Origin of the sequence: Devosia sp., assembly GCF_039927955.1 — a bacterium.
Lineage (GTDB): Bacteria > Pseudomonadota > Alphaproteobacteria > Rhizobiales > Devosiaceae > Devosia.
Genome location: NZ_JBDSUA010000022.1, coordinates 37,567 through 62,103, shown reverse-complemented (window position 1 = coordinate 62,103; position 24,537 = coordinate 37,567). Strand labels below are relative to the sequence as shown.

Annotated in this window: 23 protein-coding genes, 1 tRNA gene and 2 pseudogenes; 11 read left to right on the top strand and 15 right to left on the bottom strand. The window is 62.1% G+C overall.

Annotated elements, in window-relative coordinates:
* Positions 1–110: 110 nt before the first annotated feature.
* A pseudogene (locus tag ABIT12_RS06635) lies at positions 111–569 on the top strand (cell wall hydrolase); the annotation flags it as partial.
* Between the two features lie 19 nt (positions 570–588).
* Here ABIT12_RS06635 and ABIT12_RS06630 read toward each other — a convergent pair.
* From ABIT12_RS06630 to ABIT12_RS06615, 4 genes are all read right to left on the bottom strand, one after another.
* Positions 589–1,059 (bottom strand): hypothetical protein, encoded by a 471-nt coding sequence (locus ABIT12_RS06630; RefSeq protein WP_348045963.1) that lies wholly within the window; start codon positions 1,057–1,059, stop codon positions 589–591.
* 101 nt (positions 1,060–1,160) lie between these two features.
* On the bottom strand, positions 1,161–1,430 hold the full coding sequence (locus ABIT12_RS06625; RefSeq protein ID WP_348045961.1) for an EscU/YscU/HrcU family type III secretion system export apparatus switch protein: 270 nt from the start codon (positions 1,428–1,430) through the stop codon (positions 1,161–1,163).
* Positions 1,427–3,217, bottom strand: coding sequence for a flagellar hook-length control protein FliK (locus tag ABIT12_RS06620; protein ID WP_348045959.1), 1,791 nt, complete (start codon positions 3,215–3,217; stop codon positions 1,427–1,429). Before ABIT12_RS06620 ends, ABIT12_RS06625 begins: the two co-directional genes overlap by 4 nt.
* Positions 3,218–3,513: 296 nt before the next feature.
* The gene (locus ABIT12_RS06615; RefSeq protein ID WP_348045957.1) at positions 3,514–4,257 is read right to left on the bottom strand and encodes a glycosyltransferase family 2 protein; all 744 of its coding nucleotides are present in this window, start codon (positions 4,255–4,257) and stop codon (positions 3,514–3,516) included.
* Positions 4,258–4,487: 230 nt separating this feature from the next.
* On the opposite strand from ABIT12_RS06615, the gene ABIT12_RS06610 reads away from it, so the two are divergent.
* Positions 4,488–5,225 carry a FecR domain-containing protein gene (locus ABIT12_RS06610; RefSeq protein WP_348045955.1) on the top strand — a complete coding sequence of 246 codons (738 nt, stop codon included), beginning with the start codon at positions 4,488–4,490 and terminating at the stop codon, positions 5,223–5,225.
* Positions 5,226–5,266: 41 nt separating this feature from the next.
* On the opposite strand, the gene ABIT12_RS06605 is transcribed toward ABIT12_RS06610, so the two are convergent.
* The 5 genes from ABIT12_RS06605 to ABIT12_RS06585 all read right to left on the bottom strand — a co-directional run bounded on the left by ABIT12_RS06605 (position 5,267) and on the right by ABIT12_RS06585 (position 8,630).
* Positions 5,267–5,767 (bottom strand): DUF1993 domain-containing protein, encoded by a 501-nt coding sequence (locus ABIT12_RS06605; protein WP_348045953.1) that lies wholly within the window; start codon positions 5,765–5,767, stop codon positions 5,267–5,269.
* Positions 5,768–5,844: 77 nt separating this feature from the next.
* A complete protein-coding gene (locus ABIT12_RS06600) occupies positions 5,845–6,609 on the bottom strand; it encodes a 5-oxoprolinase subunit PxpA (RefSeq protein WP_348045951.1) in 765 nt (254 codons plus the stop codon).
* Positions 6,606–7,511, bottom strand: a complete 906-nt coding sequence (locus tag ABIT12_RS06595) for a biotin-dependent carboxyltransferase family protein (protein ID WP_348045949.1) — start codon at positions 7,509–7,511, stop codon at positions 6,606–6,608. The genes ABIT12_RS06600 and ABIT12_RS06595 overlap by 4 nt, the downstream gene beginning before the upstream one ends.
* Positions 7,508–8,188: a carboxyltransferase domain-containing protein gene (locus ABIT12_RS06590; protein ID WP_348045947.1), complete on the bottom strand. Its 681-nt coding sequence runs from the start codon at positions 8,186–8,188 to the stop codon at positions 7,508–7,510. Before ABIT12_RS06590 ends, ABIT12_RS06595 begins: the two co-directional genes overlap by 4 nt.
* 268 nt (positions 8,189–8,456) lie before the next feature.
* Positions 8,457–8,630, bottom strand: coding sequence for a hypothetical protein (locus ABIT12_RS06585; RefSeq protein ID WP_348045945.1), 174 nt, complete (start codon positions 8,628–8,630; stop codon positions 8,457–8,459).
* Positions 8,631–8,846: 216 nt separating this feature from the next.
* Between ABIT12_RS06585 and ABIT12_RS06580 the strand changes: the two genes are divergently transcribed.
* Both ABIT12_RS06580 and ABIT12_RS06575 read left to right on the top strand, forming a co-directional pair.
* Positions 8,847–8,936, top strand: a tRNA-Ser gene (locus ABIT12_RS06580).
* A gap of 61 nt (positions 8,937–8,997) precedes the next feature.
* Positions 8,998–9,366, top strand: coding sequence for a hypothetical protein (locus tag ABIT12_RS06575; RefSeq protein ID WP_348045943.1), 369 nt, complete (start codon positions 8,998–9,000; stop codon positions 9,364–9,366).
* 104 nt (positions 9,367–9,470) lie between these two features.
* Here ABIT12_RS06575 and ABIT12_RS06570 read toward each other — a convergent pair whose 3' ends face one another.
* Positions 9,471–10,442, bottom strand: coding sequence for a quinone oxidoreductase (locus ABIT12_RS06570; RefSeq protein WP_348045941.1), 972 nt, complete (start codon positions 10,440–10,442; stop codon positions 9,471–9,473).
* A gap of 147 nt (positions 10,443–10,589) precedes the next feature.
* Positions 10,590–11,312 (bottom strand): annotated as a pseudogene (locus ABIT12_RS06565) (TerC family protein); the annotation flags it as partial.
* A gap of 196 nt (positions 11,313–11,508) precedes the next feature.
* Between ABIT12_RS06565 and ABIT12_RS06560 the strand changes: the two are divergent.
* Genes ABIT12_RS06560 through ABIT12_RS06550 form a run of 3 tightly spaced genes read left to right on the top strand, consistent with a single transcriptional unit; the run spans position 11,509 to position 13,585 of the window.
* Positions 11,509–11,955, top strand: coding sequence for a YeeE/YedE family protein (locus ABIT12_RS06560; protein ID WP_348045939.1), 447 nt, complete (start codon positions 11,509–11,511; stop codon positions 11,953–11,955).
* Positions 11,955–12,425 carry a DUF6691 family protein gene (locus ABIT12_RS06555; RefSeq protein ID WP_348045937.1) on the top strand — a complete coding sequence of 157 codons (471 nt, stop codon included), beginning with the start codon at positions 11,955–11,957 and terminating at the stop codon, positions 12,423–12,425. Before ABIT12_RS06560 ends, ABIT12_RS06555 begins: the two co-directional genes overlap by 1 nt.
* The gene (locus ABIT12_RS06550; RefSeq protein ID WP_348045935.1) at positions 12,422–13,585 is read left to right on the top strand and encodes an FAD-dependent monooxygenase; all 1,164 of its coding nucleotides are present in this window, start codon (positions 12,422–12,424) and stop codon (positions 13,583–13,585) included. Before ABIT12_RS06555 ends, ABIT12_RS06550 begins: the two co-directional genes overlap by 4 nt.
* Before the next feature lie 56 nt (positions 13,586–13,641).
* Here the strand turns inward: ABIT12_RS06550 and ABIT12_RS06545 are convergent, their stop codons facing one another.
* From ABIT12_RS06545 to ABIT12_RS06530, 4 genes are all read right to left on the bottom strand, one after another.
* Positions 13,642–14,406 carry an invasion associated locus B family protein gene (locus ABIT12_RS06545; protein WP_348045933.1) on the bottom strand — a complete coding sequence of 255 codons (765 nt, stop codon included), beginning with the start codon at positions 14,404–14,406 and terminating at the stop codon, positions 13,642–13,644.
* A 161-nt stretch (positions 14,407–14,567) separates the two neighbouring features.
* On the bottom strand, positions 14,568–18,053 hold the full coding sequence (gene mfd / locus ABIT12_RS06540) for a transcription-repair coupling factor (RefSeq protein ID WP_348045931.1): 3,486 nt from the start codon (positions 18,051–18,053) through the stop codon (positions 14,568–14,570).
* Positions 18,050–18,328 carry a succinate dehydrogenase assembly factor 2 gene (locus ABIT12_RS06535; protein ID WP_348045929.1) on the bottom strand — a complete coding sequence of 93 codons (279 nt, stop codon included), beginning with the start codon at positions 18,326–18,328 and terminating at the stop codon, positions 18,050–18,052. The genes mfd and ABIT12_RS06535 overlap by 4 nt, the downstream gene beginning before the upstream one ends.
* 353 nt (positions 18,329–18,681) lie before the next feature.
* Positions 18,682–19,140: a hypothetical protein gene (locus ABIT12_RS06530; RefSeq protein ID WP_348063311.1), complete on the bottom strand. Its 459-nt coding sequence runs from the start codon at positions 19,138–19,140 to the stop codon at positions 18,682–18,684.
* A gap of 1 nt (position 19,141) precedes the next feature.
* Between ABIT12_RS06530 and ABIT12_RS06525 the strand changes: the two genes are divergently transcribed.
* The 4 genes from ABIT12_RS06525 to recG all read left to right on the top strand — a co-directional run bounded on the left by ABIT12_RS06525 (position 19,142) and on the right by recG (position 24,528).
* A complete protein-coding gene (locus ABIT12_RS06525; protein ID WP_348045925.1) occupies positions 19,142–19,783 on the top strand; it encodes a DUF2306 domain-containing protein in 642 nt (213 codons plus the stop codon).
* 457 nt (positions 19,784–20,240) lie between these two features.
* A complete protein-coding gene (locus ABIT12_RS06520; RefSeq protein WP_348045923.1) occupies positions 20,241–21,299 on the top strand; it encodes a sensor histidine kinase in 1,059 nt (352 codons plus the stop codon).
* 53 nt (positions 21,300–21,352) lie between these two features.
* Complete coding sequence (locus tag ABIT12_RS06515) at positions 21,353–21,730, top strand: response regulator (RefSeq protein ID WP_348046001.1); 378 nt, start codon at positions 21,353–21,355, stop codon at positions 21,728–21,730.
* 689 nt (positions 21,731–22,419) lie between these two features.
* A complete protein-coding gene (gene recG, locus ABIT12_RS06510) occupies positions 22,420–24,528 on the top strand; it encodes an ATP-dependent DNA helicase RecG (RefSeq protein WP_348045921.1) in 2,109 nt (702 codons plus the stop codon).
* Positions 24,529–24,537: the final 9 nt, after the last annotated feature.

Genomic DNA, 24,537 nt, shown 5'->3' with positions numbered 1-24,537 from the left:
CATTCTGCAGATTCAGGATTTGCTAACCTTCCGGCTCACCGCTTCCTTAAGTCTGTTGCGTCATTTTCGATTAGGCACTCCGCCAAAGTGTCGATCTGAAGGTGAATTGCATGCTTGACCTGCCCAAAGCCATCCTCCGCGCCGCTGCCATTTGCGTTGCCGCCACCAGTCTCGGTGGATGCGCCACGTTGTTTGGGGATTGGGGTTTTGCCCAGCTCAGCCCGCGCGAATGCCTGATGCGGGCAATGTATTTTGAATCCAATCGGTCCAGCGCCGAAGGCATGTTCGCGGTCGGCACCGTGGTGATGAACCGGTTGGCTGATGGCCGCTACCCCCATTCGATCTGCGGCGTCGTCGGCCAGAAAAATCAATTTGCCGATGGCGTGATGAGCCGCCGCATGACCGATAGCGGCGTGGTTCTCGCCGCCGAAGTGGCCGATCAGGTGCTGGCCGGTGCCCGCCACCCCGGCGTTGGCAATGCCATGCATTTCCACACCGCCGGCCTGCGGTTCCCCTACACCAACATGCATTATGTGCTGATGGCCGGCGGCAACGAGTTCTACGAAAAGTATTAGGACCAGCCGTCCGTCACTTGACGATAATCTGCGCCCGGCTGAGCACAAACCCGGTATTCTCGTCCCGTACGCAGGTCAGGCCGCGTGTTTCCGAAATGCACTGGAACGGTCCTGCCCGCCAGGTATTGCCATAGGCCAGCTTCGGCTCGATCGAGCAGCACGGCTGCTCGCCCGGATTGTTGATCCGTTGCGTCGCCCCGCTGGCGCTCAGCACCACCCGAACATAGCTCGGCGCCACTCGGTCACATTGTAGTTCGGCGCCCCCATCCAGCGTGGAATAGGTCTCGGTGCCACCAGCCGGCGTATAGACGCAGCCGATATTGCCCGAAGGCATGATGAACGCGATCTGGCCGTTATCTTCGGCCGCGATATACTGCTCCGCCGCCTTGGCCGGCACGCCAAGCACGATGGCGAGCCCAAAAATTCCGGCGATGAGCAACAGGGTTCTTGCAGTCTGGAATTTGCGACGCATCTGGTAGTTCATGGCGAGCTCCCGAGCCAAAACTGATTGGCCCGAAATCATCACGCCGCCGTTGAACGGATGCTGGGTTGTCTGTTCAGAAACCGTTCATCGATGTGGCAGGGTCAGCGCTTTCCAGTGCGCAGCACGAAGCCGATCACCACGGCGACCGCCTCGAACAATTCCAGCGGAATCGCCTCATCCAGCTCCACTCCCGCCAGCGCCTGCGCTAGCACCGGGTTGGATTCGATGACGATATCATGCTCTTGCGCCATGGCCACGATCCGGTCGGCAATCGCCCCACGGCCTTTGGCCGTCACCCGCGGCGCCGCCCGGCTGCCCTTCTCATACTGCAGCGCCACGGCCAGCGATGGCGGCTTGAAATCCTCACTCATCGCACTGCATCCACCAATCCGCCCGACGCCCGGGCTGGCGCGGCAGGCACACCGCTGCGTACGCTGATCGAGCCGATATCAAGCCCGGCAGCAGCCAGTTCCGCCCCCAGTTGCGGCAACAGGCCCCGCAATTGCTGGGCTGTCGCCTCCTCGGCCGCCCACAGCAGCACACTGGCCTTCTGCCCGCGCAGCCCCACCTGCGCCCCAACTTCACCCTGGTTTTGCAGGTCCATCGCAAACCGGATCTGCCAGCTGCGCTCGCTCTCCTGTGCCGCGCTATTGCCCCCGCCGCCATCGCGCGACACCTGCATCTGCAGCACGCTCTGCTGCTGGTTGATGGTCACCGGGATTTCCAGGTTCAGTTCCGAACCGCTCCGCACCGATTGGTCCGGCAGCGACGCATGCTGATGCAGCCGCAACCGCGCCAAAGCGCCCTCGGTCCGGTCCAGCACCGCCTTGCCGATATCCTCCGGCGAACCACTGAGTGGCCCGAAATCTGCCGCCTCACGCTGGGCTCGAGGGCCACTGCCACGCACCGGCGGCTGCCGCTGCATATGGGGCATCACCACCGCGCCATCTGGTCCCAGCCACGAAACCAGCGCCGAGCGCAGCGACAGCAGTGCCGATTTCACATCGCCCTGCGGCGTGCTTGGCGCAGTGCCGGCCGCCAGCAGGCTTTCCTGAAACACCCCTGAAGCCAGCACCGCCTTTTGCAGCACTGCCCCCGTCAGTGTCTGCGGGTTCAATTCGGTCCGCGTCGCGAGCACCTGGGCCGCCGCCTTGGCCACCGGCGCGGGCAAGGGCACCTGGCTCTGCGCCAAAGCCTGCAATCCACTCATCAAAGTCGTCGTGGTGTTCTGCCGCCCGGCCGAAAGCTGCACCATCTGGGCCACCGCCGCCTGTTCGGTCTGCGGCATTGGCGCGGCGGGCGACTGCACTGGCATGGAAACCGCCGCCTGTGCGCGCGTCGCAACATTCTGCGTCACCGCCGCCTGGGGCATGGCGCTACGGGCAATCTCTGCCGCCAGCCCTGAGCCTGGTGCTGTGGTCGACACCTGTAGGTTGGGTTGCGTGGTCGTCGGCGTCGCCTGCTGCGGAACGGGCGAAGCCACGCCCTGCGGCTGCGGCGGTGTTTGTGCCACCACCACCAGGCGCTGGCCCACTGGCGTCGCCTCGGCGCGCAATTGCAAAATCGTGCCCGCCGCCGGACTGTTCGGCAGGGGCAATGTCAACTGCTGCTTGCCCACGGTCACCTCGGTATCGCCAGACGGCGTCTGCCCAACCACCCGCGCCTCGATAATCTGTCCGGGCTTCAACGACTGGGTTTGCAACGCGCCGGGACGCGCTGGCTCTGCCGGCTGCCGGTTGATGATCGTCGCCTGCTCCTGCGGATGGTCAGTGACCGCAACCTGCGGCTGAGCAGTGGGCTGCACCGTCGGCGCAGACGGCAATCTGGGCTGCTGTGGCACGGTGGAATTCTGTGGTGGCGTCGCCTGTGTCAGGATCGGTGCCGCACCCGCCTGCTGCTCGGTCGGTGGCGTCTGCCCGGTCACCACAAACCGTAGCCCGGCCGAGGTCATGTCCACCCGCAACTGCAGCTTGGTGCCGGGCGCCATTATCGATGCCAGCGTCACCGCCATCTGCTGCTTGCCAAGCAGCACTTCGGTGACGCCAGCCGCGTTGGTGCCAGTCACTATCGCCTCGAACACCTGCCCTGGCTTTAGCGCCAGGGTCTGCGTCGCGCCGGATTTGATCGCCAACTGGGCCGGAATTTGCGTGGGAATCATGGATTGCCCGCCTGCCGCCATCGCGCGGCTCAAGCCAGTCTAACCCAGCAAATACAGAAAGAAAGCCCCGTCCCCGAAAGTGCAGGGTGTGGTGAGATTCACGTCAGGGTGAGACGAAAACGGCGGTTTTTGAGAAGTGATGAACTTCTTGAAAAAGGTCCAGTGGACCTTTTTGGCGAAGAACGCCCGTAGAGCTACGCTCGAAGGGCTATGGCGGAGCGTACCCTTGTACGTGAGCACCGGAAGCGCAGAAAATCGCCGTTTGCAGGCCACCATCACGTGAATAACACCATACCCTAGTCGGGACGGATGTCGGTATAGTCCTTGGTCGCCGGCTTGCCGCGAAAAGTCACCCAGAAGAAGTTGAGGGTATAGGTGCCCGCCGTCCGGAACACACCTTCCTGTTCCAGCCGCCGCCCGGAGGTCATCATCTTGAGGGCAAAGGAAAACTTGACCCCGCCCACTTTGGACAAGCGCACCGCAACGTCGGTATCTTCGCCAAAGAACTGGATCGAGTGGTCATACCCCCCAACCGCTGCCCAGGAGGCGCGCTTGAATACGAAATTGCCGCCCTGCACCACCGAACCCACCCGCAGAACATAGCGGTTGAGCAGGTAGATCAGATAGGTCAGTCCGTAAAACGCGTTGATCAACGCCCGATTGGCCCAGGACATGTCGTAATAGACGTAAGGCCCGCTCAGGCAGACCAGCTTGGGGTCCCTGCCAAACTCTGCCAGCACCGTGTCGAGCCAGCCCGGTGGCACGATGGTGTCGCTATCGATATTGGCCACCAGTTCCGCGCCCTCGCTGGCGGCAAAACCGGCGTCGCGCGCATTGACCAGGCCCTTTTTCGGCTCGTCGACAACCCGCACCGTGGCAAAACCACGGGCGATGTCGCCGGTCCGGTCGGTCGAAGCATTGTTGACCACGATGATCTGCGCATCCACGCCCGATCGGGCAATTTCACGCTCCACCGATTCAAGGCATTTGCCGATCAGGGCTTCCTCATTATAGGCCGGAATAACGAAGGCGAGTTTCATGACGGGCTCTGCTGCTGGCAAACCATGCCCTGCCTTAGCCCGCGACGCGCTTGGGAGCAATATCGCGCCTCGCTCCGTAACCGGCAAATCCGAAGAGCAAGTGATTCCACATGTTCGCAAATGGCTGCTAGTCTAGCCTTAATGCGACGTTCAGTTGCGGTTCAGCTTGATTTTGCCAGTCTCGGGTCATGACAATGCATCGATTGATAATAGGCGCTTTGATCGCCACCATGGCAATAACCGCAGCAATCGGCGCTGGCGGTGATGGCACTGCTGTAGGGGTCGACCCTGACGCATCATCCGGCTCGCGCACTCTGGTCGTGGGCGACGATATTTCGGTCGGCGACCGTGTCGTCACCGGCCGATCGGGCCAGGTACAAATCCTGTTCAGCGACCAGACGCGGCTGGTGGTCGGTCCATCCAGTTCGCTGCTGATTGAGCAATATCTAATGCGCAATGACGGCAGCGCGGAGAAACTGGCAATCAAGGCGCTCGGCGGCACCTTCCGTTTTATCACCGGTCACAGCGCCAAATCCGCCTATCAGATCAATACTCCGACAGCGGCCATTGCCATCCGTGGCACCAAGTTCGATTTCCTGGTCACCGGCGACCAGACATTGGTGATGCTGTACGAGGGCGCGCTGACGGCCTGCGCGCCCGGCGGCAAATGCGTCGCACTCAACAAGCGCTGCGAACTCTCGCAGACCTCGCGATCCATTGCCCGGCTTTATCTGCGTCCGGATCCGGAGCGCATACCGTTGTCGCAGAATTTCCTCTATGCCCGGTTCCAGACCCGGCTGCTGCGCGACTTCCGCATCACCGGCGCCGGCAATTGCGTGGTGCAGCAGGTCGAAGTACAACCGCAGAGCCTGGTTCACTCGTCAGATTTTCCAACCCAGCAAAGCCGCAACAGCGGTACGTCCACTCCACCACCCACCCCAACGCCAACGGTTCGCGGCAAGAACTAGGCAGGTCAGGCCCACGCCAGCGGCGCGGGCCGATGGTCAGTTCAGCCCAGGAAATCGCCCTTGCCGACCGGCACGCCATTGTGGCGCAGGATCGCGTAGGCCGTGGTGATGTGGAAGTAAAAATTCGGCAGTGCCCGTTCCAGCAGGTAGGTCTGGCCGTCGAGGATCGTCTCGCTGTTGCGATTGCGCAGCGTCACCTTGCGCTCATCCGCCCCGACAAAATCCGCCGCATTGGCCTCGGCCAGAAAGCTCAGCGCCGTGTTGATGCGGGTCTTGAGCTGCTCAAAGGTGGTTTCGGTATCCGGCCACGACGGAACCGGCTTGTCCGCCAGACGCGCGGTAGCGCCCTTGGCGTGGTCGGTGGCGATCATGATCTGCCCCTTGAACGGGATCATGTCCGGCGCCAGCCGACAGTCTACCAGCACGTTGACGTCGAACTTGCGCTCGGCCGCATAGGCTTCGGCCTTGCTCAGAATGCCCAGCAGGTTGGTGAGCATGCGCGTAAACACCGGCACCGAGGCCGAATACATATCCAGAGACATTTTTGAACACCTTGATCGAGAACCGAATGGCTGCGGTTATGTGCGCTCGAATGCCCCATCGCGCAAGATCGACAGCGTCAGGCCAGCGGCATTTCCGGGTTCTGCGGCGCGATCGTGATCCCCTCGCCTTCGAGCGCGTCACGCACTTCGCGTGCCATGTCGACGGCACCCGGCGTGTCGCCATGCAGGCAGATCGAGCGGGCCGCCGATTTCAGCACCGTCCCATCCACGGCCACCAGTTCACCATGCAGCGCCAACCGCACGCACCGCGCCACCACAGCGTCCATATCGTGGATCACCGCACCTTCCGCGCTGCGCGGCACCAGCAATCCCTCGGGCGTATAGGCTCGATCGGCATAAGCTTCGCGGATCAAGGGCAGTCCCACTGCCTTGGCAGCCCGCACCTGCTGGCTATTATCCAGCGCCAGCACCGCCATCCGCGCGTCCATCGCCTGGATCGTGGCGAAAATCCCCACGGCAAACGCCAGCTCCTCCGCCGTCTGGTTGGCCAGCGCGCCGTGCAACTTCACATAAGACAGCGGCACCCCAACCTCGTCGGCAATAAACCGCACCAGAAACAGTTGCGAGCGAATCTGGCTCAGCAATTGATCGAGCGGCATGACGATGCGAAACCGCCCAAACCGTTTCGGATCGGCATAGCCGGGATGCGCCCCGGCCCGCACCCCGCGATTCTTGCAATGCCGCAGAATATGCCGGATCGTCGGCGCGTCGCCGGCATGGCCGCCACAGGCAATCGAAGCGCTGGAGATGACCTCGAGCAGGTCATCATCGGTGCCCATGCCCTCACCAAGATCGGCGTTGAGATCGATGAACCGGCTCACGCCCCGCCTCCGGCCCGCGCAATGATGTGAGCATGCTCCACGGTGACCGGCAGAAACCGCAACTCAGTTCCCGGCCGCATCTGCGCCAACCGGTCCAGATCGGCGCTGATGACCGTGGCAATGCGTGGATAGCCGCCGGTCGGCTGGTGATCCCGCATCAGCACGGTCGGTGTGCCATTGCCCAAAATCTGAATGTCCCCGGCAACAATTGGATCGGACACCAGTGACAGGCTGCTGACCCCGGCAAATATTCCCGCCCGGTCATCCAGCACCACCCCCATCCTGTCCATCCGGCCCGACACCACCAATGTCTCCTCCGCAAACCTGTTCCGCACGGCCGCGCTGAACAGTTCAGCATGGATACCCCAGATCACGCGAATCGGACCCTCCGATGACAGATCGGCCGGCCCCACAACCCGAACGTCCGCCTTCCGGCCCAACCCAAGCCGCTCGCCCGCCTGCATTGCCCGCCCATCCAATCCACCCAGTCCAACCCGACTATTGGTCGCCTGGCTGCCCAGCACCATCGGCACGAGCAATTCATGATCAAACCGCAGATAACCATAATTGCCCGCCAGTCCCGGCGTAATTTCAAGCACATCGCCGTCATCAAGTCTCAGAACGCCCGGCCAGTCGGCAGCAACACCATTATGCCTTGCACCAAATGCGCCACCGGCCAGGCCAACCCGGCACGAACCGCCATCCAGCCGCAGCCTAATGCCGGCGGCGGTGATCTCGATGCCAGCGGCGCCTGCAACGCCCAGCATTGCCCCCGCCAGCCGAAACCCGCGACGATCCATCGGCCCTGACGCGGTGACGCCATGCTCAAGCTGGCCGAAGCGCCCCTCATCCTGCACGCTCGCCAACGGCCCGGCGCGGGTGATGACAATTGCGCCGCTCATGCAAGCCGCTCGAACTGCACCGGATCGCCCGCGCTCAGGCGCGTCGGCGGCACTGCTTGCGGATCAAAATTCCGCAACGCCGTCCGCCCGATCACATGCCAGCCGGTGGGAATCGCCGTTGCGGCAATTGCCGTCTGGCCCGCGGCAAACAGGATACTGCCCGCCGGCACGCTTGGCCGCACGGCACTGCGCCTCGGCACGATCAGCGCGTTTGGATGAAACCCGCAATAGACAAAGCCGGGCGCAAAGCCGACAGCCAGCACGCGCAGGGAACTCAGGTTATGCAGCTCCACAAACCGGTCAGCATCCATGCCAAGGGTTTCGGCCACCGCATCGAGATCGGGCCCGTCCTCGCCACCGAATCTGACCTTCACTTTTTGCAAAACCGGCGCGGCGACCGCATCGTCGGACCGCCCCGACAGCGCCAGCCGCAATTCCCCCGTTAGCCGACTCCATTCAATCTTGCTGGGATCATAGGTCACCAGCACCGAAACCAGGCTCGGCACCACCTCCTGCACCCCCGCGGGCGCATCGACGCCGAACCGCCGCGCAAAGCCTATTGCCGCCTGATTGGCGCCGTCCGAAAGTGAATTGGCAAAGCGCACCAGCACCGCTCTGTCACCCAGCGGGACAATCCACGGTTGCGTCTCCATGCTGGACAAGCTGGCGTCGGCCACGGCCGCCTCCGATGCGTTTACACGCAGCGTCCTGTTGGCCACCGCACAAACCCGGCCAGAGCACAACACTCTGGCCAAAACTCGACACGGAGCCGAAGCGGCCCGGTTAAGCAACTAAAACACCAACGACCAGCGTTGAGCTTCTGGCTAGGCCGAGTCGAAAATGGTGGTCTTCGAGAACCGGAGCGGAGCGTACATTGGTACGTGAGCACCGGAAGCGCAGATAACCGCCATTTGCAGGCCGGCTTGGCCTGAATATCGGCGAACCCTAGTTCGGCTCCTTGCCGTCCTGTTCCACCACGGCGTCGAACAGCTGCCTTGCCTGCCCCGCACCAATCGCCTCGATGGCGACAGCCGCGATGGCGGCGAACAGTTCCGCGATTTCCTGGGGATCGGTGATTTCTGCGTCGTCGTCGGCGTCGGCGTTTATCAGAGTGAACAAGATGCGTCCTCCAAAGTGCCTATGACGTGATAGTGCGACGATTCCTGTTACAGAATAAATAATGAAAACTGCACCGGCAGGGTTTCACCCCATATTGCCAGAAATGTCAGCACGGCTTACGCTTCACCGGCTTCCAAAAACCTCCTGCTCACTCCTGTGGCTGCGACGCGTGCCCCACTGGACAGCTTTTGCCCCACCAGCTAAACGCAACACGCTGGGTAGGTGGCAGAGCGGTTGATTGCTCCGGTCTTGAAAACCGGCGAACGCGAAAGCGTTCCGGGGGTTCGAATCCCTCCCTACCCGCCATCCCTGCGGAACTTTCACGCATCCGGCCCGTTCAGTCGCATCAACTGCACTGGAGCGCCCGATGGCCAAAGACATCACCAAAGACATTGCGATCAAGGACGTCACCGTGGACGACATCGGCGACACCGTGGCCGATCAGATCGCCAGCCTGCGCGCCGAGGTCGAAAAGATCAGCTCCAGCCTGAGGGATCGAGGCTTTGACCTGCTCGATGAAGCCGGTGAGCAGTTCGATGATTTCGCCGAAGGCACCCGCCGTCAGGCGCTGACCGCCGTGCGCCAGGTCAAGCACGAAGCAGTCGCCGTCGCCGACGCGGTGATGGAACACCCAGTGTCCAGCGCAGCCGCAGCAACCACCTTTATCGGCATCGGCATTGCCATCGGCTACCTGCTCGGCGCCACATCGATCGAAAAGCGCCGCTTCCACTGGTAAGCCACACAGCTCAAAATCTAGGATTTGTCGTCTCCCTCCCCCTTGTGGGGAGGGGACAGGGGTGGGGGTGAGCCACACCCGCCATCTCCGGGTGGTCACACCACCTAAGGCAGCAGCACCACCGAGCCGGTGGTCTGCCGCCCTTCCAGCGCCTGATGCGCCGCTACGGCATCGGCCAGCGAATAGGTCTTGCTGATATCCACCTGCACCTTGCCGCTTTTCACCACGTCAAACAGCGCATTGGCGCCTTCGAGCAAGTCGTCACGCCGCGCGTAGTAATGCAGCCCGGTCGGCCGGGTCACATAGAGCGACCCCTTGCGCGCCAAAATCCCGAGATCGGCGATTGATACCGGACCCGAGGCATTGCCGAAGCTGACCATCAGGCCTCTCGGTCGCAGACAGTCGAGCGATTTCTCGAACGTATCCTTGCCGACCCCGTCATAGACCACGTCGACACCGCGCCCATCGGTGAGCTCGCGCACCCGCGCGGCAAAGTCTTCGGTGCGATAGTTGATCACCTCATCGCAGCCATTGGCTTTTGCCAGCGCCAGCTTCTCGGCGCTTCCAGCCGTGCCGATCACCCGTGCGCCCAGCGCCCTGGCCCATTGGCAGGCAATCAGCCCCACTCCGCCCGCAGCCGCGTGGTAAAGAATGGTTTCGCCCGCCGCCAGCGGCCAGGTCTTGAACAGCAGGTAATAGGCGGTCATGCCCTTGAGCATCATCGCGGCGACGGTTTCGTCGGCAATACCGTCCGGAACCGCAATCGCCCGCTCGGCCGATAACAGCCGCTCCTCGGCATAGGCCCCCACTTGCCCCTGATAGGTCACGCGGTCACCAACCGTGAAGCCAGCAACATCCGGGCCAATCGCCGTCACCAGGCCAACGCCTTCATTGCCCGGCACGAACGGCACCGGCATCGGGTAAAGCCCCGATCGCTGATAGGTATCGACGAAATTGACCCCGACTGCCGACTGCCGGATACGCAACTGGCCGGGGCCGGGCGCGTTCAGCTCCCGCTCTTCCAGCTGCATCACGCCGGCATCGCCAGTCTGTCGAACCAGTATCGCCCTGGACATCGATCAGGCCTTTGGCTTGCGCGGGGCCGATTTCGGCCGCGACTGCGCGCGCGACGCTGGCGTTGCCTTGGCCTTCGGCTTGGCTGGTGCAGCGTTGGGCACCAGCTCGCTTCTGGGCACGGTCGCCAGCGCCGCAGCCTTGGAGGCCGCGTGCCCCGACTGCTTGCGCTGCCGCATCAGGATATTGATGGCTTCAACAGCCACCGAGAAGCCCATCGCCGAATAGATATAGCCCTTGGGAATGTGGAACCCGAACCCGTCGGCCACCAGTGACACGCCGATCAGCAGCAGGAAGGCCAGCGCCAGCATCTTGGTCGTCGGGTGCTTGGCAACGAAGGTTGCAACCGGCCCGGAGGCCACGAACATGATGCCAACGGCGATGATCACGGCGGCGATCATCACTTCCACATGCTCGGCCATGCCAACGGCGGTAACGATCGAGTCGATCGAGAACACCATGTCGATGACGATGATCTGCGCGATGATCGCCGAGAACGAAGCCTTGGCCGCGGTGATCAGATCACCCTCATGGTTCTCCTCGATCTCCGAATGCATCTCATGGGTGGCCTTGTAGACCAGGAACACACCACCTGCGATCAGGATGATGTCTTTCCACGACAGGTGCAGGCCCCAGGCCGTGATGACCGGCTGCGTCAGTCCGATAATCCAGCTGATCACCAGCAACAGCAGGATGCGGAAAATCAGCGCCAGCGCGAGACCCAGCTGGCGGGCACGATCGGCCTGCTCCTTGGGGAGTTTGGACACCAGCACGGAAATGAACACGATGTTGTCGATGCCGAGGACGATTTCCATCACCGTCAGCGTTCCCAGTGCGATCCAGGCATTGGGATCACTCAACAACTCAAGCATTTGCGGCTCCATCTCATTTAGCGGTGGATATATCTAGGCGTTGCAGCGCGAACGTTAAACCCATGCAGCCCCGCTTTCCTGCACTAGTTTTTCCCTGCGCTGACGCGCCGCAGCATGGCAGCGCCGTTGCAAAGCTGGTTCGCCAGTCTGCCCAATGCTACAAATTCGGTTCTCTCTTGGTATCGGAGCGGACCTGATGGACGCCTTTTCACCTGTTTCAGCGACGCTCGGCGGCGTGCTGATCGGCCTTGCCACTTCTGTGCTCTGGTTGGGCAATGGCCGCATCGCCGGTATTTCCGGCATCTTCGGACAATTGCTGCCGCCGGCGCAAACTGTGGTTTGGCGCCTCATTTTTCTGGCGGCCTTGGTCATCGCCACCTTCATATCGTTCAAATTGTTCCCCGGTCTCAGCGGCGGCACCCCGCCGGTCATGGTCACCGCGCCTGCCGCATGGGCGATCCCGACCCCAGTCTGGATCGTCATTGCCGGCCTGCTGACCGGCCTTGGCACCAAGATCGGCAATGGCTGCACCTCGGGCCACGGCGTCTGCGGGCTGGCGCGATTGTCGCTGCGCTCGCTTGTCGCGGTGCTGGTGTTCTTTTCTGTCGCTATTATCACTGTCACCGTCACCGGGGTCGTCTGATGTCCGCGCTCAAGCTGCCCTATCTCGCCACTGCCGCCCTCAGCGGCGCCCTGTTCGGCGCCGGTCTTTATGTCTCGCAGATGGTCAATCCGCTCAAGGTGCTGCGCTTCCTCGATTTCACCGCCATCCCCACCGGCGGCTGGGACCCGAGCCTGGCTTTCGTCATCGTTCCAGCCATTCTGGTGATGTTCATCGCCGTACGGTTCTCCAAAACCCGCACCGCGCCACTGTTCGATACCAGCTTCCATGAGCCGGAATACAAGAAGGTGGATCGCCGGCTGGTCATCGGCGCGGCCCTGTTCGGCGTTGGCTGGGGCATGTCGGGCATCTGCCCCGGCCCGGCCATTTCGCTGATCGCCTTCCTGCCGGAAAACCTCTGGATCTATCTGACGGCCCTGTTCGTTGGCTCCTATGCCGGCAGCTTCATCGTGCCCAGCGGTCGCAACCGCCGGCTGGCCGACGCCAAATGACCGATTTTGACGCTGACGCAATTGTTGTCGGTGGCGGCCTTACCGGCATCGCCGCCGCCATTGCGCTGGCGCAATCGGGCCTGCAAACCATTCATCTGGCGCCGGAGGCGCCGCCCGACCACCGCACCTCGGCGCTGATGCAACCCAGCGTCAGCTATTTGACCGGCGCGGGCCTGATCGGCGCCCCTGGGCAAATCGGCCACCCGCTGACCCAGATCCGCATCATCGACGCCACGCCACGCCTTCTGCGTGCCCCCGAAACCCTGTTCGACGCTGCCGAGGCCGGTCTGGACGCTTTCGGCTGGAACTTTGCCAATATCCGCCTCACCGACAGCTTTCAAACGGCGGCTCGGGCCTTACCCAATTTGACCACGCGCCCGACGGCTTTGGCCTCGCTCACAACCAATTCCGAAGGGTCTTTGCTCACCCTGACAGATGGCACGCAGCTCCGCGCTCCCCTCGTTGTCGGTGCCGACGGCAAAAAATCCTCCGTCCGCGCCACCGCTGGCTTTGCTGTCCACGAGCACAATTTCAGCCAGGCCGCGCTGGTCTGCGACCTGACCCTGGGCCGCCCCCTCGGCGGCACTTCAGTCGAGTTCCATTACCCCCAGGGCCCGTTCACTCTGGTTCCCGCCGGCGGCAACCGCGCCAATCTGGTGTGGATTGACGATCTGGCCGTGCTCAAGCAGGCCCAATCCCTGGCGCCCGAGGCGTTTATCGCCACGCTGTTGGAAAAATCCCAGCGCCTGTTCGGCGCTGTCGCACTGGCAACCCCGAGCTTCATTTTCCCGCTCAGCACCCTGACCGTCGATCGTGCTGGCGCCGACGGCATCGTGCTGGTCGGCGAGGCCGCCCATGCCTTCCCGCCGATTGGCGCACAGGGCCTCAATCTGGGCCTGCGCGACGTCGCCGACCTCTCGGCAGCGCTGGCGTCCATCGACCGCACGCAACCTGGCTGGGCTGCCCGCCTCAGTACTGACTATGCCCGCCGCCGCGCGGCCGACCTCAAGCGCACTGGCAGCATGGTCGATACGCTGTTCCGCTCGCTGCTACAGGAAATGCTGCCCGCGCAAGCGCTGCGCGCCGGCGGGCTCTGGGCCCTCAAACTTTCGCCGGCCCTGCGCAAACAGGCTTTCGGGCTTGGCATGGGCCAACTGTAGGACAAACAAAAAGGGCGCGGAAAACGCGCCCTTTTCCAATTCTATCGGTTGCAACCTTACGGCGCAGCAGGCGCTGCTGCGGGGGCAGCGGCCGGCGCAGTGCCAGCAGCCGGGGCAGCGCCCGGTGCGTCAAGCTGCTTGCGCAACTGTTCGGCACGGTCCTGCAACACCTGCTCAAGGGCGTTATTGCCGTTCGATTCCTTGCGGAATTCGTCGAAGGTCAACGCCGTTTCGCCGTCATAAACCGTGGTGAAGCCGGCCAGTGTGATCTCGATGGTGAGATCCTGGTTCTGCCGGTTCTTGGCGACGAGCTTGAGCACGCCACCCTTCTTGAGCGAATTCACATAGGCTTCGTTGATCACCAGCTGGGTGGCGCACGAGGTCGGATCGCACAGCATGAACGGCACGCGGATCGGCTTGCCGCCATCGATCTGCCAGGTCAGGCCGAACGGCAGCAACACGCCAAGCGGCACCGCGGCAATAGCCAGCAGACGGCTCTGCTGGCCCGGATCGTCACGCAGCAGGAACGAGCCGAGGAACTGGCCATTGGCCAGCACCACCTGGCGCATGATGCAGGCCTTCTTGCCATCGGCAATCGGGTCGCAAACCTTGAGCCAGTTGGTTGTCGGGCTGGCGGCAGCGCCAGCAGCAGGAGCGGCCGCATCAGCGGCAGGCGCCGCCGCATCGGCGGCAGGAGCGGCGGGGGCCGCCGCATCGGTAGCCGGCGCCGCTGGTGCAGCATCCTGTGCATAGGCCGAAAGCGACGACAGCATCAGCGCAGCCACCGCAAAACCGGCAACGAGGGGTTTCCTGAGATTCATAGAATTTCCTTGGCTTCCTTGGCAGTCGCGATGGCCATTGCTGCCACCTTGATTAAGCTGCCCTTCAAGTGCTGAATTCGGGCAATAACATGACGGACCTGTCTTGCCAAAGCATTATAGGCAAAGTGTGGCCAAACCGCCTGCTTCTCCTGCGCCTTGGTTTACGCGGCGACGTTCTCCGCCAGTTTCGCCATCCGCGACAGAATCGCCGCCGTCCCTTTGAGCCGCGCATCCGGCGTCGGCCAGTTGCGGGCAAATACCAGCTTCTGATCGGGCTTGATCCGCACCTGATTGGCCGGATCGCTGACCATTTTGACCAGCGCCACCGGGTTCGGGAACTCGTTCTTGCGCAGGGTGATTACCGCGCCCTTGGGTCCGGCATCGACCTTCTCCACATTGGCCACACGGCACAGCGCCTTGACCAGAATGACCTTGAGCAGCGCCTCGACCTCTTCCGGCAACGGCCCGAATCGGTCGATCAATTCGGCACCGGCCGCATCGATATCGCGGATTTCCGTCAGATCGCCCAGGCGGCGATACAGCTGCATGCGCAATTGCAGGTCCGGCACATAATGCTCGGGGATCATCACCGGCATGCCGACCGAGATTTGCGGGCTCCACTCGTTCTTGTCTTCGTAATTTTCCTCGCCATTGCGCAGGTTTGCCACCGCTTCTTCAAGCATCGATTGATACAGCTCGAACCCGACCTCGCGGATATGACCAGACTGTTCGTCGCCCAAAAGGTTACCCGCACCGCGAATATCCAGGTCATGGCTGGCCAGCTGGAACCCGGCCCCCAGGCTTTCCAGCGATTGCAGCACGCCCAGCCGCCGCTCGGCGGTATCGGTCATCTTCTTGTCCGGCGGCACCGTGAACAGCGCATAGGCCCGCGCCTTGCTCCGCCCAATGCGCCCACGGATCTGATACAGCTGCGCCAGCCCGAAATTGTCGGCCCGATGCACGATCAGCGTATTGGCATTGGGAATATCCAGCCCCGATTCGACGATGGTGGTCGCCACCAGCACATCGAACTTGCCGTCGTAAAACGCATTCATGATGTCATCGAGCTGGCTCGGCGGCATCTGCCCATTGGCCACCACGAACGACACCTCCGGAACCTGCTGGGTCAAAAACTCGGCGATCTCCGCCTGGTCCTTGATCCGCGGCACCACATAGAACCCCTGCCCGCCACGATATTTCTCGCGCAGCAGCGCCTCGCGCACGCTCAGGGCATCGAATGGAGAGATAAACGTGCGGATCGCCAGCCGGTCCACCGGTGGCGATGCCAGCAGCGACAGGTCGCGCACCCCGGTCAGCGCCAGTTGCAGCGTGCGCGGAATCGGCGTCGCCGTCAGCGTCAGCACATGCACATTGTCCTTCATCTCCTTGAGCCGCTCCTTGTGGCTCACGCCAAAGTGCTGCTCTTCGTCGATGATCAGCAGGCCCAGATCCTTGAACTTGATCGATTTGCTCAGCAGCGCATGCGTGCCCACCACGATATCGACCTGCCCGTTGTCCAGCCCTTCCTTCGTGGCCGCCAGCTCGCTCGAACTCACCAGCCTCGAAGCGTGCCGCACATTCACTGGCAGCCCGGCAAACCGATCGCGGAACGTCTTGAAATGCTGCCGCGCCAACAGCGTCGTCGGCACCACCACGGCAACCTGCTTGCCCGCCAGCGCCACAGCATAGGCCGCGCGCAACGCCACTTCAGTCTTGCCAAAGCCCACGTCGCCGCACACCAGCCGGTCCATCACCCGGCCCGAAGTCAAATCGTCAAACACCGATTCAATCGCGGTGAGCTGATCCTCAGTCTCGTCATACGGAAACCGTGCCACGAACTCGTCGTAAGCACCGGAATGGATTTCAATCGGATCGGACCGGCTCAGCAGCCGCGCCGCCGCGATCTTGATCAGCTGCTCCGCCATCTCGCGGATGCGCTTCTTCAGCCGGCCCTTCTTGGCCTGCCAGGCCACGCCGCCGAGCTTGTCCAGCGACGCACCAGCGTCTTCCGCGCCATAGCGCGACAGCAATTCGATATTTTCTACCGGCAGGTAGAGCTTGGTGTCGCCCGCATATTCGATCTCGACGCATTCATGCGGCGCGCCGCCCGCCTCGATCACCTTGAGCCCGAGGAACCGCCCGATCCCGTGATCGACATGCACCACCAGATCGCCCGCCGAAAGGCTCGTCGCCTCGGTCAGCGCGTCCGATGCCTTCTTCTTGCGCTGCGGCCGCAGGATGCGTTCGCCCAGAATATCCTGCTCGGATAGCACCAGCAGGTCCTTGGTCTCGAACCCCGATTCCAGCCCCAGCACCACCAGCGATGTTGTCGCCGCGCTGGTGGTTTCCGCATCGCGCCAGTTTTCCGCCATGCGCGGATTGGTCAGCCCGTGGTCCTTGAGTACCTGCGCCATGCGGTCGCGCGTGCCGGTGGTCCAGCACGCCACGATCGCTCGCCGCCCCACCCGCCGCTCGGCCAGCAAGCGGTCGACCACAGCCTGAAACAGATTGGTATCGGCCGATTGGCGCTCGGCCGCAAAACTGGGCGCGATATGCCCGCCCGCATCTTCCTTGTCGGTCGGCGCCAGAAACGGCGACAGCTGGATCACACTGGCCCCGGCCAGCGCATACGGATGCTCATTCACCGCATACAGCAGCGCCGGCGGGATCGGCTTGTATGGCGCGCCATTGCCCGCCACCTGCGGCTGCAGCCGCGCCGTTTCGCGCGCCTCATAATAGTCCACGATCTGCGTCCGCCGATCGCCAAACGCTTCCACCGCCTGATCATCGAACACAAACGGCGCGTCCCCGACATAGTCGGAGAGCCTGTCCATATGATCATAGAAAAACGGCAACCAATGCTCGGTGCCCGAATATTTCGCGCCGCCGCTGACCGACGCATACAGCTGGTCATCGGCGGTATTGCCGCCAAACATCCGCGTATAGTTCTGCCGGAACCGCTTGATGGTATCTTCAGTAAGAACCACTTCGCTCATCGGCGTCAGGTCGAGCCGTTTCAGCGTGCCATTGGTGCGCTGCGTATCCGGATCGAAGGTGCGGATCGATTCCAGCGTCTGCCCGAAAAAATCGAACCGCAGCGGAAAGTCCGCATTGGCCGGAAACAGGTCGACCAGCCCGCCACGCACCGCATATTCGCCGCTCTCGCGTACCGTCGGCACCCGCAGATAGCCATTATTGGCGCCCCACGAAATCAGCTTCTCGCTGTCCAGCATCCGCCCGGCCACCGCCGAAAACGACATCCCCGCCACCGCATCGCGCGGCGGCAGCTTCTGGATCAGCCCGTTGACCGTGGTCAACACCAGCGCGCCCTTGACGCTCCCGGCGGTCAGTGCCGCCAGCGTATTCATCCGCGCCGCAATGGTCACCCCATTGGGCGAAACCCGGTCATAGGGCAGGCAATCCCATGCCGGCAGCGTCAGGATCGGGTGCCCGGGCAGCATCTGCGCCAAAACTTCCGCCATCCGCTGCAACCGCCGTCCGTCGCGCGCCACGAACACGATGCTGGCACCGTCCTCCGGCGCTGCCTTCAACCGCTGCTGCACCAGCCGCGCCAGAACAAGCGGCTGCATGCCATCGGGCACATTGGCGATGGTCCGCGCTGGCTTGATCGGCGCAATCTCGTTCATTTGCTCACTCGCGCCTTATGGTCGGCAATCAGCAGGTCCAGAAACGCCCGATCCACCGTCTCTGGCGGGGTCACCTGCCCCATCACCCAGGTCAGCAATTCCGGATCTTCCTCGCTCATCAGCCGCTCCAGCCGATCCAGATCAACCAGCGACAGCGTCTCGATATGGGCATCCGCAAACGGCCCCAACACCAGATCCATCTCCCGCGTCCCCCGATGCCAGGCCCGGTACCGCATCATCTTGCGGCGAATAGCAATGTCCTCACCGGCTGTCATTTGATGCCATGATCCTGGGGTCGTTGATTGATGAAAATTCCTTACGCGGCTTTGCCCGCGTTGTCATTATGTTCTGGTGAGGCCGCAACCCAAGTGAAGCCGTCGACCGCGGATTTTCCGGATGAACCGAACCACCTGTCAGGTCTCCCTCCCCCTTGTGGGGCTCTGCAGCGACCCGTAGGGCATTTCGCGCCAGTGGCGCGAAATGAGCGGAAGAGGCTATGAGAGCTATGCTCGAATGGCAGGGGGACAGGGGTGGGGGTGAGTTGGCTGCGCCATACACCCACCAATCCCCACCTCAAAACCGCTCAATCGTCGAGCGCTATCGGGAAAGAAGCGATACGGATGCCCGTTTACTTCGCCTTGCAGGCGACGTCGCCCTGCCGTTTATAATTGGCCTGGAATGTGGGAATGCTGCCTTCGCGGCCGCTCATGTCCATGTCGTCGGCGCCCAGCGCCAGGTACATGTAGGCCGGATCCGGGTCAGACGCTACGTAACCCATTTCGAGCTTTTTCTTGGCCTTGCCCCACTTGCCATGGCCGACCAACTCTTCGTCAATCGTGTGGGTGGTAAAAAAGCGAAACAGAACGTCGCCACACGAGCTATCATCAGCTACCGAAACGCCGCAGAAATCATTGCCGCAGGGCGCGATATCGATTGTCTTGTACAAAATGCCCTTGGACGAATAAGCGGGCGCTTCATCGCTTACAGCCCAGCGGCCATAATATTCGGGGGTTGCCGCGTGCGCCAAAGTTCCGCTCAAGCTGAGGGCCAGGCCGAGGGTTATGCTTGCAAGGGTGCGATGAACCATCATGAACTCCCATTTGGATAAAGCTAGCCCGCGCGGTGTGGCAGTCTGGCGATGGCTATTGCTAGCGCCTCTGGCGGTTTTTGTCATCTATGTTGCGCTGCGCGGAATTTCCGAAAGTTACGACAACGACGGCTTTCCCGAAGCGCTGGCGGTGAAGCTCGAACTCCTGCCGATTATTTTCCCCGTTCACATGATCACGGGCGGTCTGGCGCTGCTGCTGGTACCACTGGTGATCTATCTGCGCCGCACCAGATGGCACCCCCTGCTGGGGCGCATCGCAGCAATCGACATCCTCATCGCCGGCATCACCGCCATCCCGGTCGCCGTGGTCATGCCGGTAACGAAACTATCTGCAGCGGGCTTCGTCGCCCAGGGCATCGCCTGGATCGTGCTGCTGGCCTTCGGCATCTGGAACATCCGGCGCCGGCGCATCGCCGCCCACCGCGCCTGCATGCTGATGCTGGCCGCAGTCACCTCCGGCGCGCTGTTCTTCCGGCTCTATCTGGGCCTGTGGAAAGTGTTCGGCATCTCCAGACACTTCGAAACATTCTACGCCCTCGACGCCTGGATCGCCTGGGGACTACCCCTGCTCGGCACGGCAATCTGGCTGCGCCTTCAGGCACCCCGCCACCGATCTGCATGAGGATCAAGCAACAGACGTCACCCATCCGCCCCCAAGGCCCCAAGGCCCCAAGGCCCCAAAACCACAATGTCATTCAGGCGCAGGCCGGAATCCCGACGGCCCAAAGCCATCCGGCCGCCGCACTCGCCGATCATCACAACTGCATTCCGGCCTCCGCTGAAATGTCCCGATGAGCGTTAGGCCTATGGCGCCAGCGCGGCCAATGTCTGACATGTGGGTGGAAAGTTGACTGGCCGCATCTGGCGCTAGTCATGCGATAGCGGACATCTTCCCGATGAGCCGGAAGATCTAAATTAGCAGAGGGCGAACGAATTGCATCTGGCCGGCATTGGTCGAACCCTGCTCACGCAACCATTCCACTGTGAAGTCGTTGGTGTGTGGGTCCAAGTAAATTGTGATACTTGGTCCGCCGTATATGGCTTTCGCTTTGCGAGCCTCCGGCACCGGAGGCCCAGTCATGGTTGCCCCAATAACACTGCATCCCGAAACTGCTCTGAGCTTGATGCTGGCTGTCATTTCGTCATCGAGCACCCCGCTTTTGCTGCTCAATAAGGAATTGAGGGTTGTGGCAGCGAGCGCGTCCTTTTGCAGGGCCTTCGGGATCGATCCGGGAAGCATGCCCGGTCAAGAGTTTGCAAAAGTAGGCGCGGGCGAGTGGGCCATGCCCCAGCTCACATCACTGCTGGAAGCGACGGCGTCCGGTGCGGCGGAAATTGAAGCTTACGAGATTGACCTCCATCGAAAGGGTCTGCCCGTCTGCCATTTGATTATTCGCGCCCACAAGCTCGACTATTCGGACAAAAGTCAGGTGCTGCTGCTTATGGCGGTTGCAGATATGACCAAAGCCAAAGCTGATGACAAGTTCAAAGACGACCTCGTCAGGCAGAAGGATATTCTGCTGCGCGAGGTTCAGCATCGTGTTGCGAACAGCCTTCAAATCATCGCCAGCGTGCTGATGCAAAGTGCTCGCAAGGTGCAATCGGACGAGACCCGTGGCCATCTGCAAGACGCCCACCATCGGGTGATGTCCATTGCGGCCGTACAACAGCAGCTGGCGGCATCCACGCTTGGGAACGTCGAGCTGGCCCCCTATTTGATACAGCTCTGCAAAAGCCTGAGCGCATCAATGGTTCACGACCATGAGCAGCTCTCGATAAAGGTCGACGTCGATGACAGCATCATCGACGCAGACGTGTCAGTGAGCCTCGGGCTGATCGTTACCGAGCTGGTCATCAATGCGCTTAAACATGCGTTCCCGGAACATCGGCACGGGATAATTGACGTGTTTTACCGCGCTCATGGCCAAAATTGGACGCTGTCTGTGAGTGACGACGGCGTCGGCATGCCTGAAAACGCGAACGATAAAAAGCCCGGCCTCGGTACCAACATCGTTGAGGCTCTAGCAAAACGCCTTGACGCAGAGGTGGTGATCACCACTGCACATCCGGGAACGAAAGTCTCAATCGCTCATAGCCAAATAGCTATGGTTGAGAATGTTATTCTCGAACCTGCATAATGCATTTCGAAAGACCAGTGTCGCGCACGATCCGTCGCCAATCCGAGATTTCCATGTCCCCAAATAAGCCCGTCGTTCTGGTCGTTGAAGACCATACCCTTATCCGACAAGCAGCTTTGGACATTGTCAACTTGGCGGGTTTTGAAGCTCTGGAAGCGCGAAACGCCGATGAGGCGATCAAGATACTGGAGTCACGGGCCGATATTCGTCTGGTGTTCACAGATGTTGAAATGCCGGGCACCATGGATGGTCTAAAGCTCGTACATTATATTCGTGATAGGTGGCCTCCAATTAAAATAATGGTCGCCTCCGGGAGAGCCATTGTGGGAGAAAGTCAGCTTCCCGCAGGCGCAAGATTTTTTTCCAAGCCGTACGACGAAGCAAGCATTATCGGGACTATGAAGGTCATGCTCACGGCTTCCGCCATCTAGGCCGTTGCATTGTGGCGGGAACGTACCGTGATCAGGGGCCGTCCGATTTGCAACTGATGATCGCAGACCTGGGATTTCGAATTTCCGACCGCTCCGCTACGGCGCTCAGCACCGTTCAGTAATGGACATTGCGCGTTCAAAGCCGTCCGCAATGACAGGTTCTGGCGATCCGTTTTGGTGAGGGCAGATTTTGGGGCGCGAATCCGCAGCAGGCTTGGGAGGCGAATGGCGGCATTTAGGTGCAGCAACAAAATGTCGAATGTCAGAGATGGGTCGGAAGCAGTCGCCGGGAGGACGGACAAGTGCGGTGACCACCTCCGGCCCCAATCCCTCTTATCCCCACGCCCAAAATCCGGGGTAATCTCCACCCCATATCCTCGCAAACTTCTGTGGGTGCGCGACGAACGTCCGCGGGGAGCAGGTGGGAGGGGCGGTGGTCGCACGGCCCTGGGTCTCCCGGACGGATCAGGTCTAGCGCAAAAGACCAGAACCGCTTCGGGGAACAGAAAACCCATCGCATGTGGCGAGGTCTGCCTCTCTACTAAACCCATCATGAGGCAAATCTCGCCACATGCCGCAGTTGTTCAACCCGGAGGCAACCCCGTCCGGCGCCTCGCTGCGCCCGCCAAACCCCTTGGGCCAAACCCGCGCGCCCTATAGCCTGCCCGCTCTACTGGAGCATCCGAATCGTGTCGCGTCCGTCCAGCCTTGATCCGCTCTTTCGCTCGCTGCACTCGATCAAGGGTGTCGGCGACAAGCTGGCCGCGCTCCTGACCCGGTTTTTCGGCGCCCCCGAGGGCCAGGAAGCCATCGCGCTCGATATCCTGATGCACATGCCCTCCGGCGTCGTCGATCGCCGCCGCCAGGTCGGCATTGCCGAGGCCTATCTCAATCAGGTCGTCACGCTCAAACTGCACATCGATCGCCACCAGCCCGCCCCGCGCGGCCGCGATTACATTCCCCATCGCGTCTTTGCCCATGACGAAACCGGCGAAGTGCAACTGGTGTTTTTCCGCGCCCACGGCGGCTGGGTCGAAAAGGCCCTGCCCGTCGGCGAGCAGCGCTACGTCTCCGGCCAGATCGGCTTTTTCAACGGCGAAAAGCAGATCACCCACCCCGACTACATCGTCGAACCCGAAAAGTTCGACACCCTGCCGCTGGTCGAACCGGTCTATCCGCTGACCAATGGCCTCGGCTCCAAAGCCCTGAGCAAACTGGTCAAACAGGTCGTCCAAACCGTCCCGGCTTTGCCCGAATGGATACCGGCCGAAACCCTGAGCCAATTCAAATGGCCCACCTTCGCCCAAGCCATGGCGGCCGTCCACAACCCCCAGGAACCCGCCGACGGCGAACTCTGGGGCCCGGCGCGCATGCGGCTGGCCTATGACGAATACTTCGCCGGCCAGCTCACCCTGCAATTGATCCGCTCCTCGATGATCTCCGAACGCGGCATCGCCCGCAAATTCACCGGCGAACTCACCACCCGCGTCGCCGCCACTCTGCCCTTCACCCTCACCGAAGGCCAGCAGGCCGCCATCGCCGAAATCCACGCCGACCTTGCCTCACCCGACCGCATGTCCCGCCTGCTGCAGGGCGACGTCGGCTCCGGCAAAACCGTCGTCGCCCTCATGGCCATGGCCGCCGTCGCCGAAAGCGGCGCTCAATCCGTCCTCATGGCCCCCACCGAACTGCTCGCCAGCCAGCACTACAAAACCCTCAAACCCCTCGCCGAGGCAGCGGGGCTCGGCATCGCCCTGCTCACCGGCAAAATGCCCGCAGCCGAACGCCGCATCATCCTCGCTGGCCTCGCCAGCGGACAAACCCACATCGCCGTCGGCACCCACGCTCTGTTCCAGTCCGGCGTCGAGTTTCACAATCTCGGTCTCAATGTCGTCGACGAACAACACCGCTTCGGCGTCCACCAGCGCCTCGCCCTTTCGGAAAAAGGTCGCCACACCGACCTGCTGGTCATGACCGCCACGCCGATCCCCCGCACCCTCGTCCTGACCCATTTCGGCGACATGGCCGTCAGCGTGCTGCGCCAAAAGCCCAAGGGCCGCCAGCCCATCGATACCGCCGTCAGCTCGATCAAGGACTATCCCCGCATTGTCGAACGCCTCAAGACCCGGCTCGACGAAGGCGCCCAGGCCTTCTGGGTCTGCCCGCTGGTCGAGGAAAGCGAACATCTCGACGTTATCTCCGCCGAGGATCGCTTTGCCGAGTTGCAAAAGCTGTTCGGCAATCAGGTGGCGCTGGTGCATGGCCGCATGAGCGCCGCCGCCAAGCAGGAGGTCATGGCCCGCTTCATCGCCAATGAGGTCAAACTGCTGGTCGCCACCACCGTCATCGAAGTCGGCGTCGACGTTCCCAATGCCTCGATCATGATCATCGAACACGCCGAACGCTTTGGCCTGGCCCAACTCCATCAGTTGCGCGGCCGCGTCGGTCGTGGCGCCATCCGCTCGGCCTGCCTGCTGCTGTATAAGGAACCGCTGAGCGAAACCGCCAAGGCCCGGCTCGAAACCATCAAGTCCAGCGAAGATGGCTTCCTGATCGCCGAACGCGATCTGGAACTGCGCGGCCAGGGCGACGTGCTGGGCACCCGCCAATCCGGCATGCCCGGCTATCGCCTCGCCGTGCCGGACGTCCATCGCCACCTGATCGACTACGCCCACGATGACGCCAAGGCGCTGCTGCAGCGTAACCCGGCCCTGACCGGTGCCGACGGCGAGGCCGCGCAGACCGCGCTGTATCTCTTCCGCAAAGACCTGGCGATCCCGCTGATCCGGGCCGGATAAAACTTATCC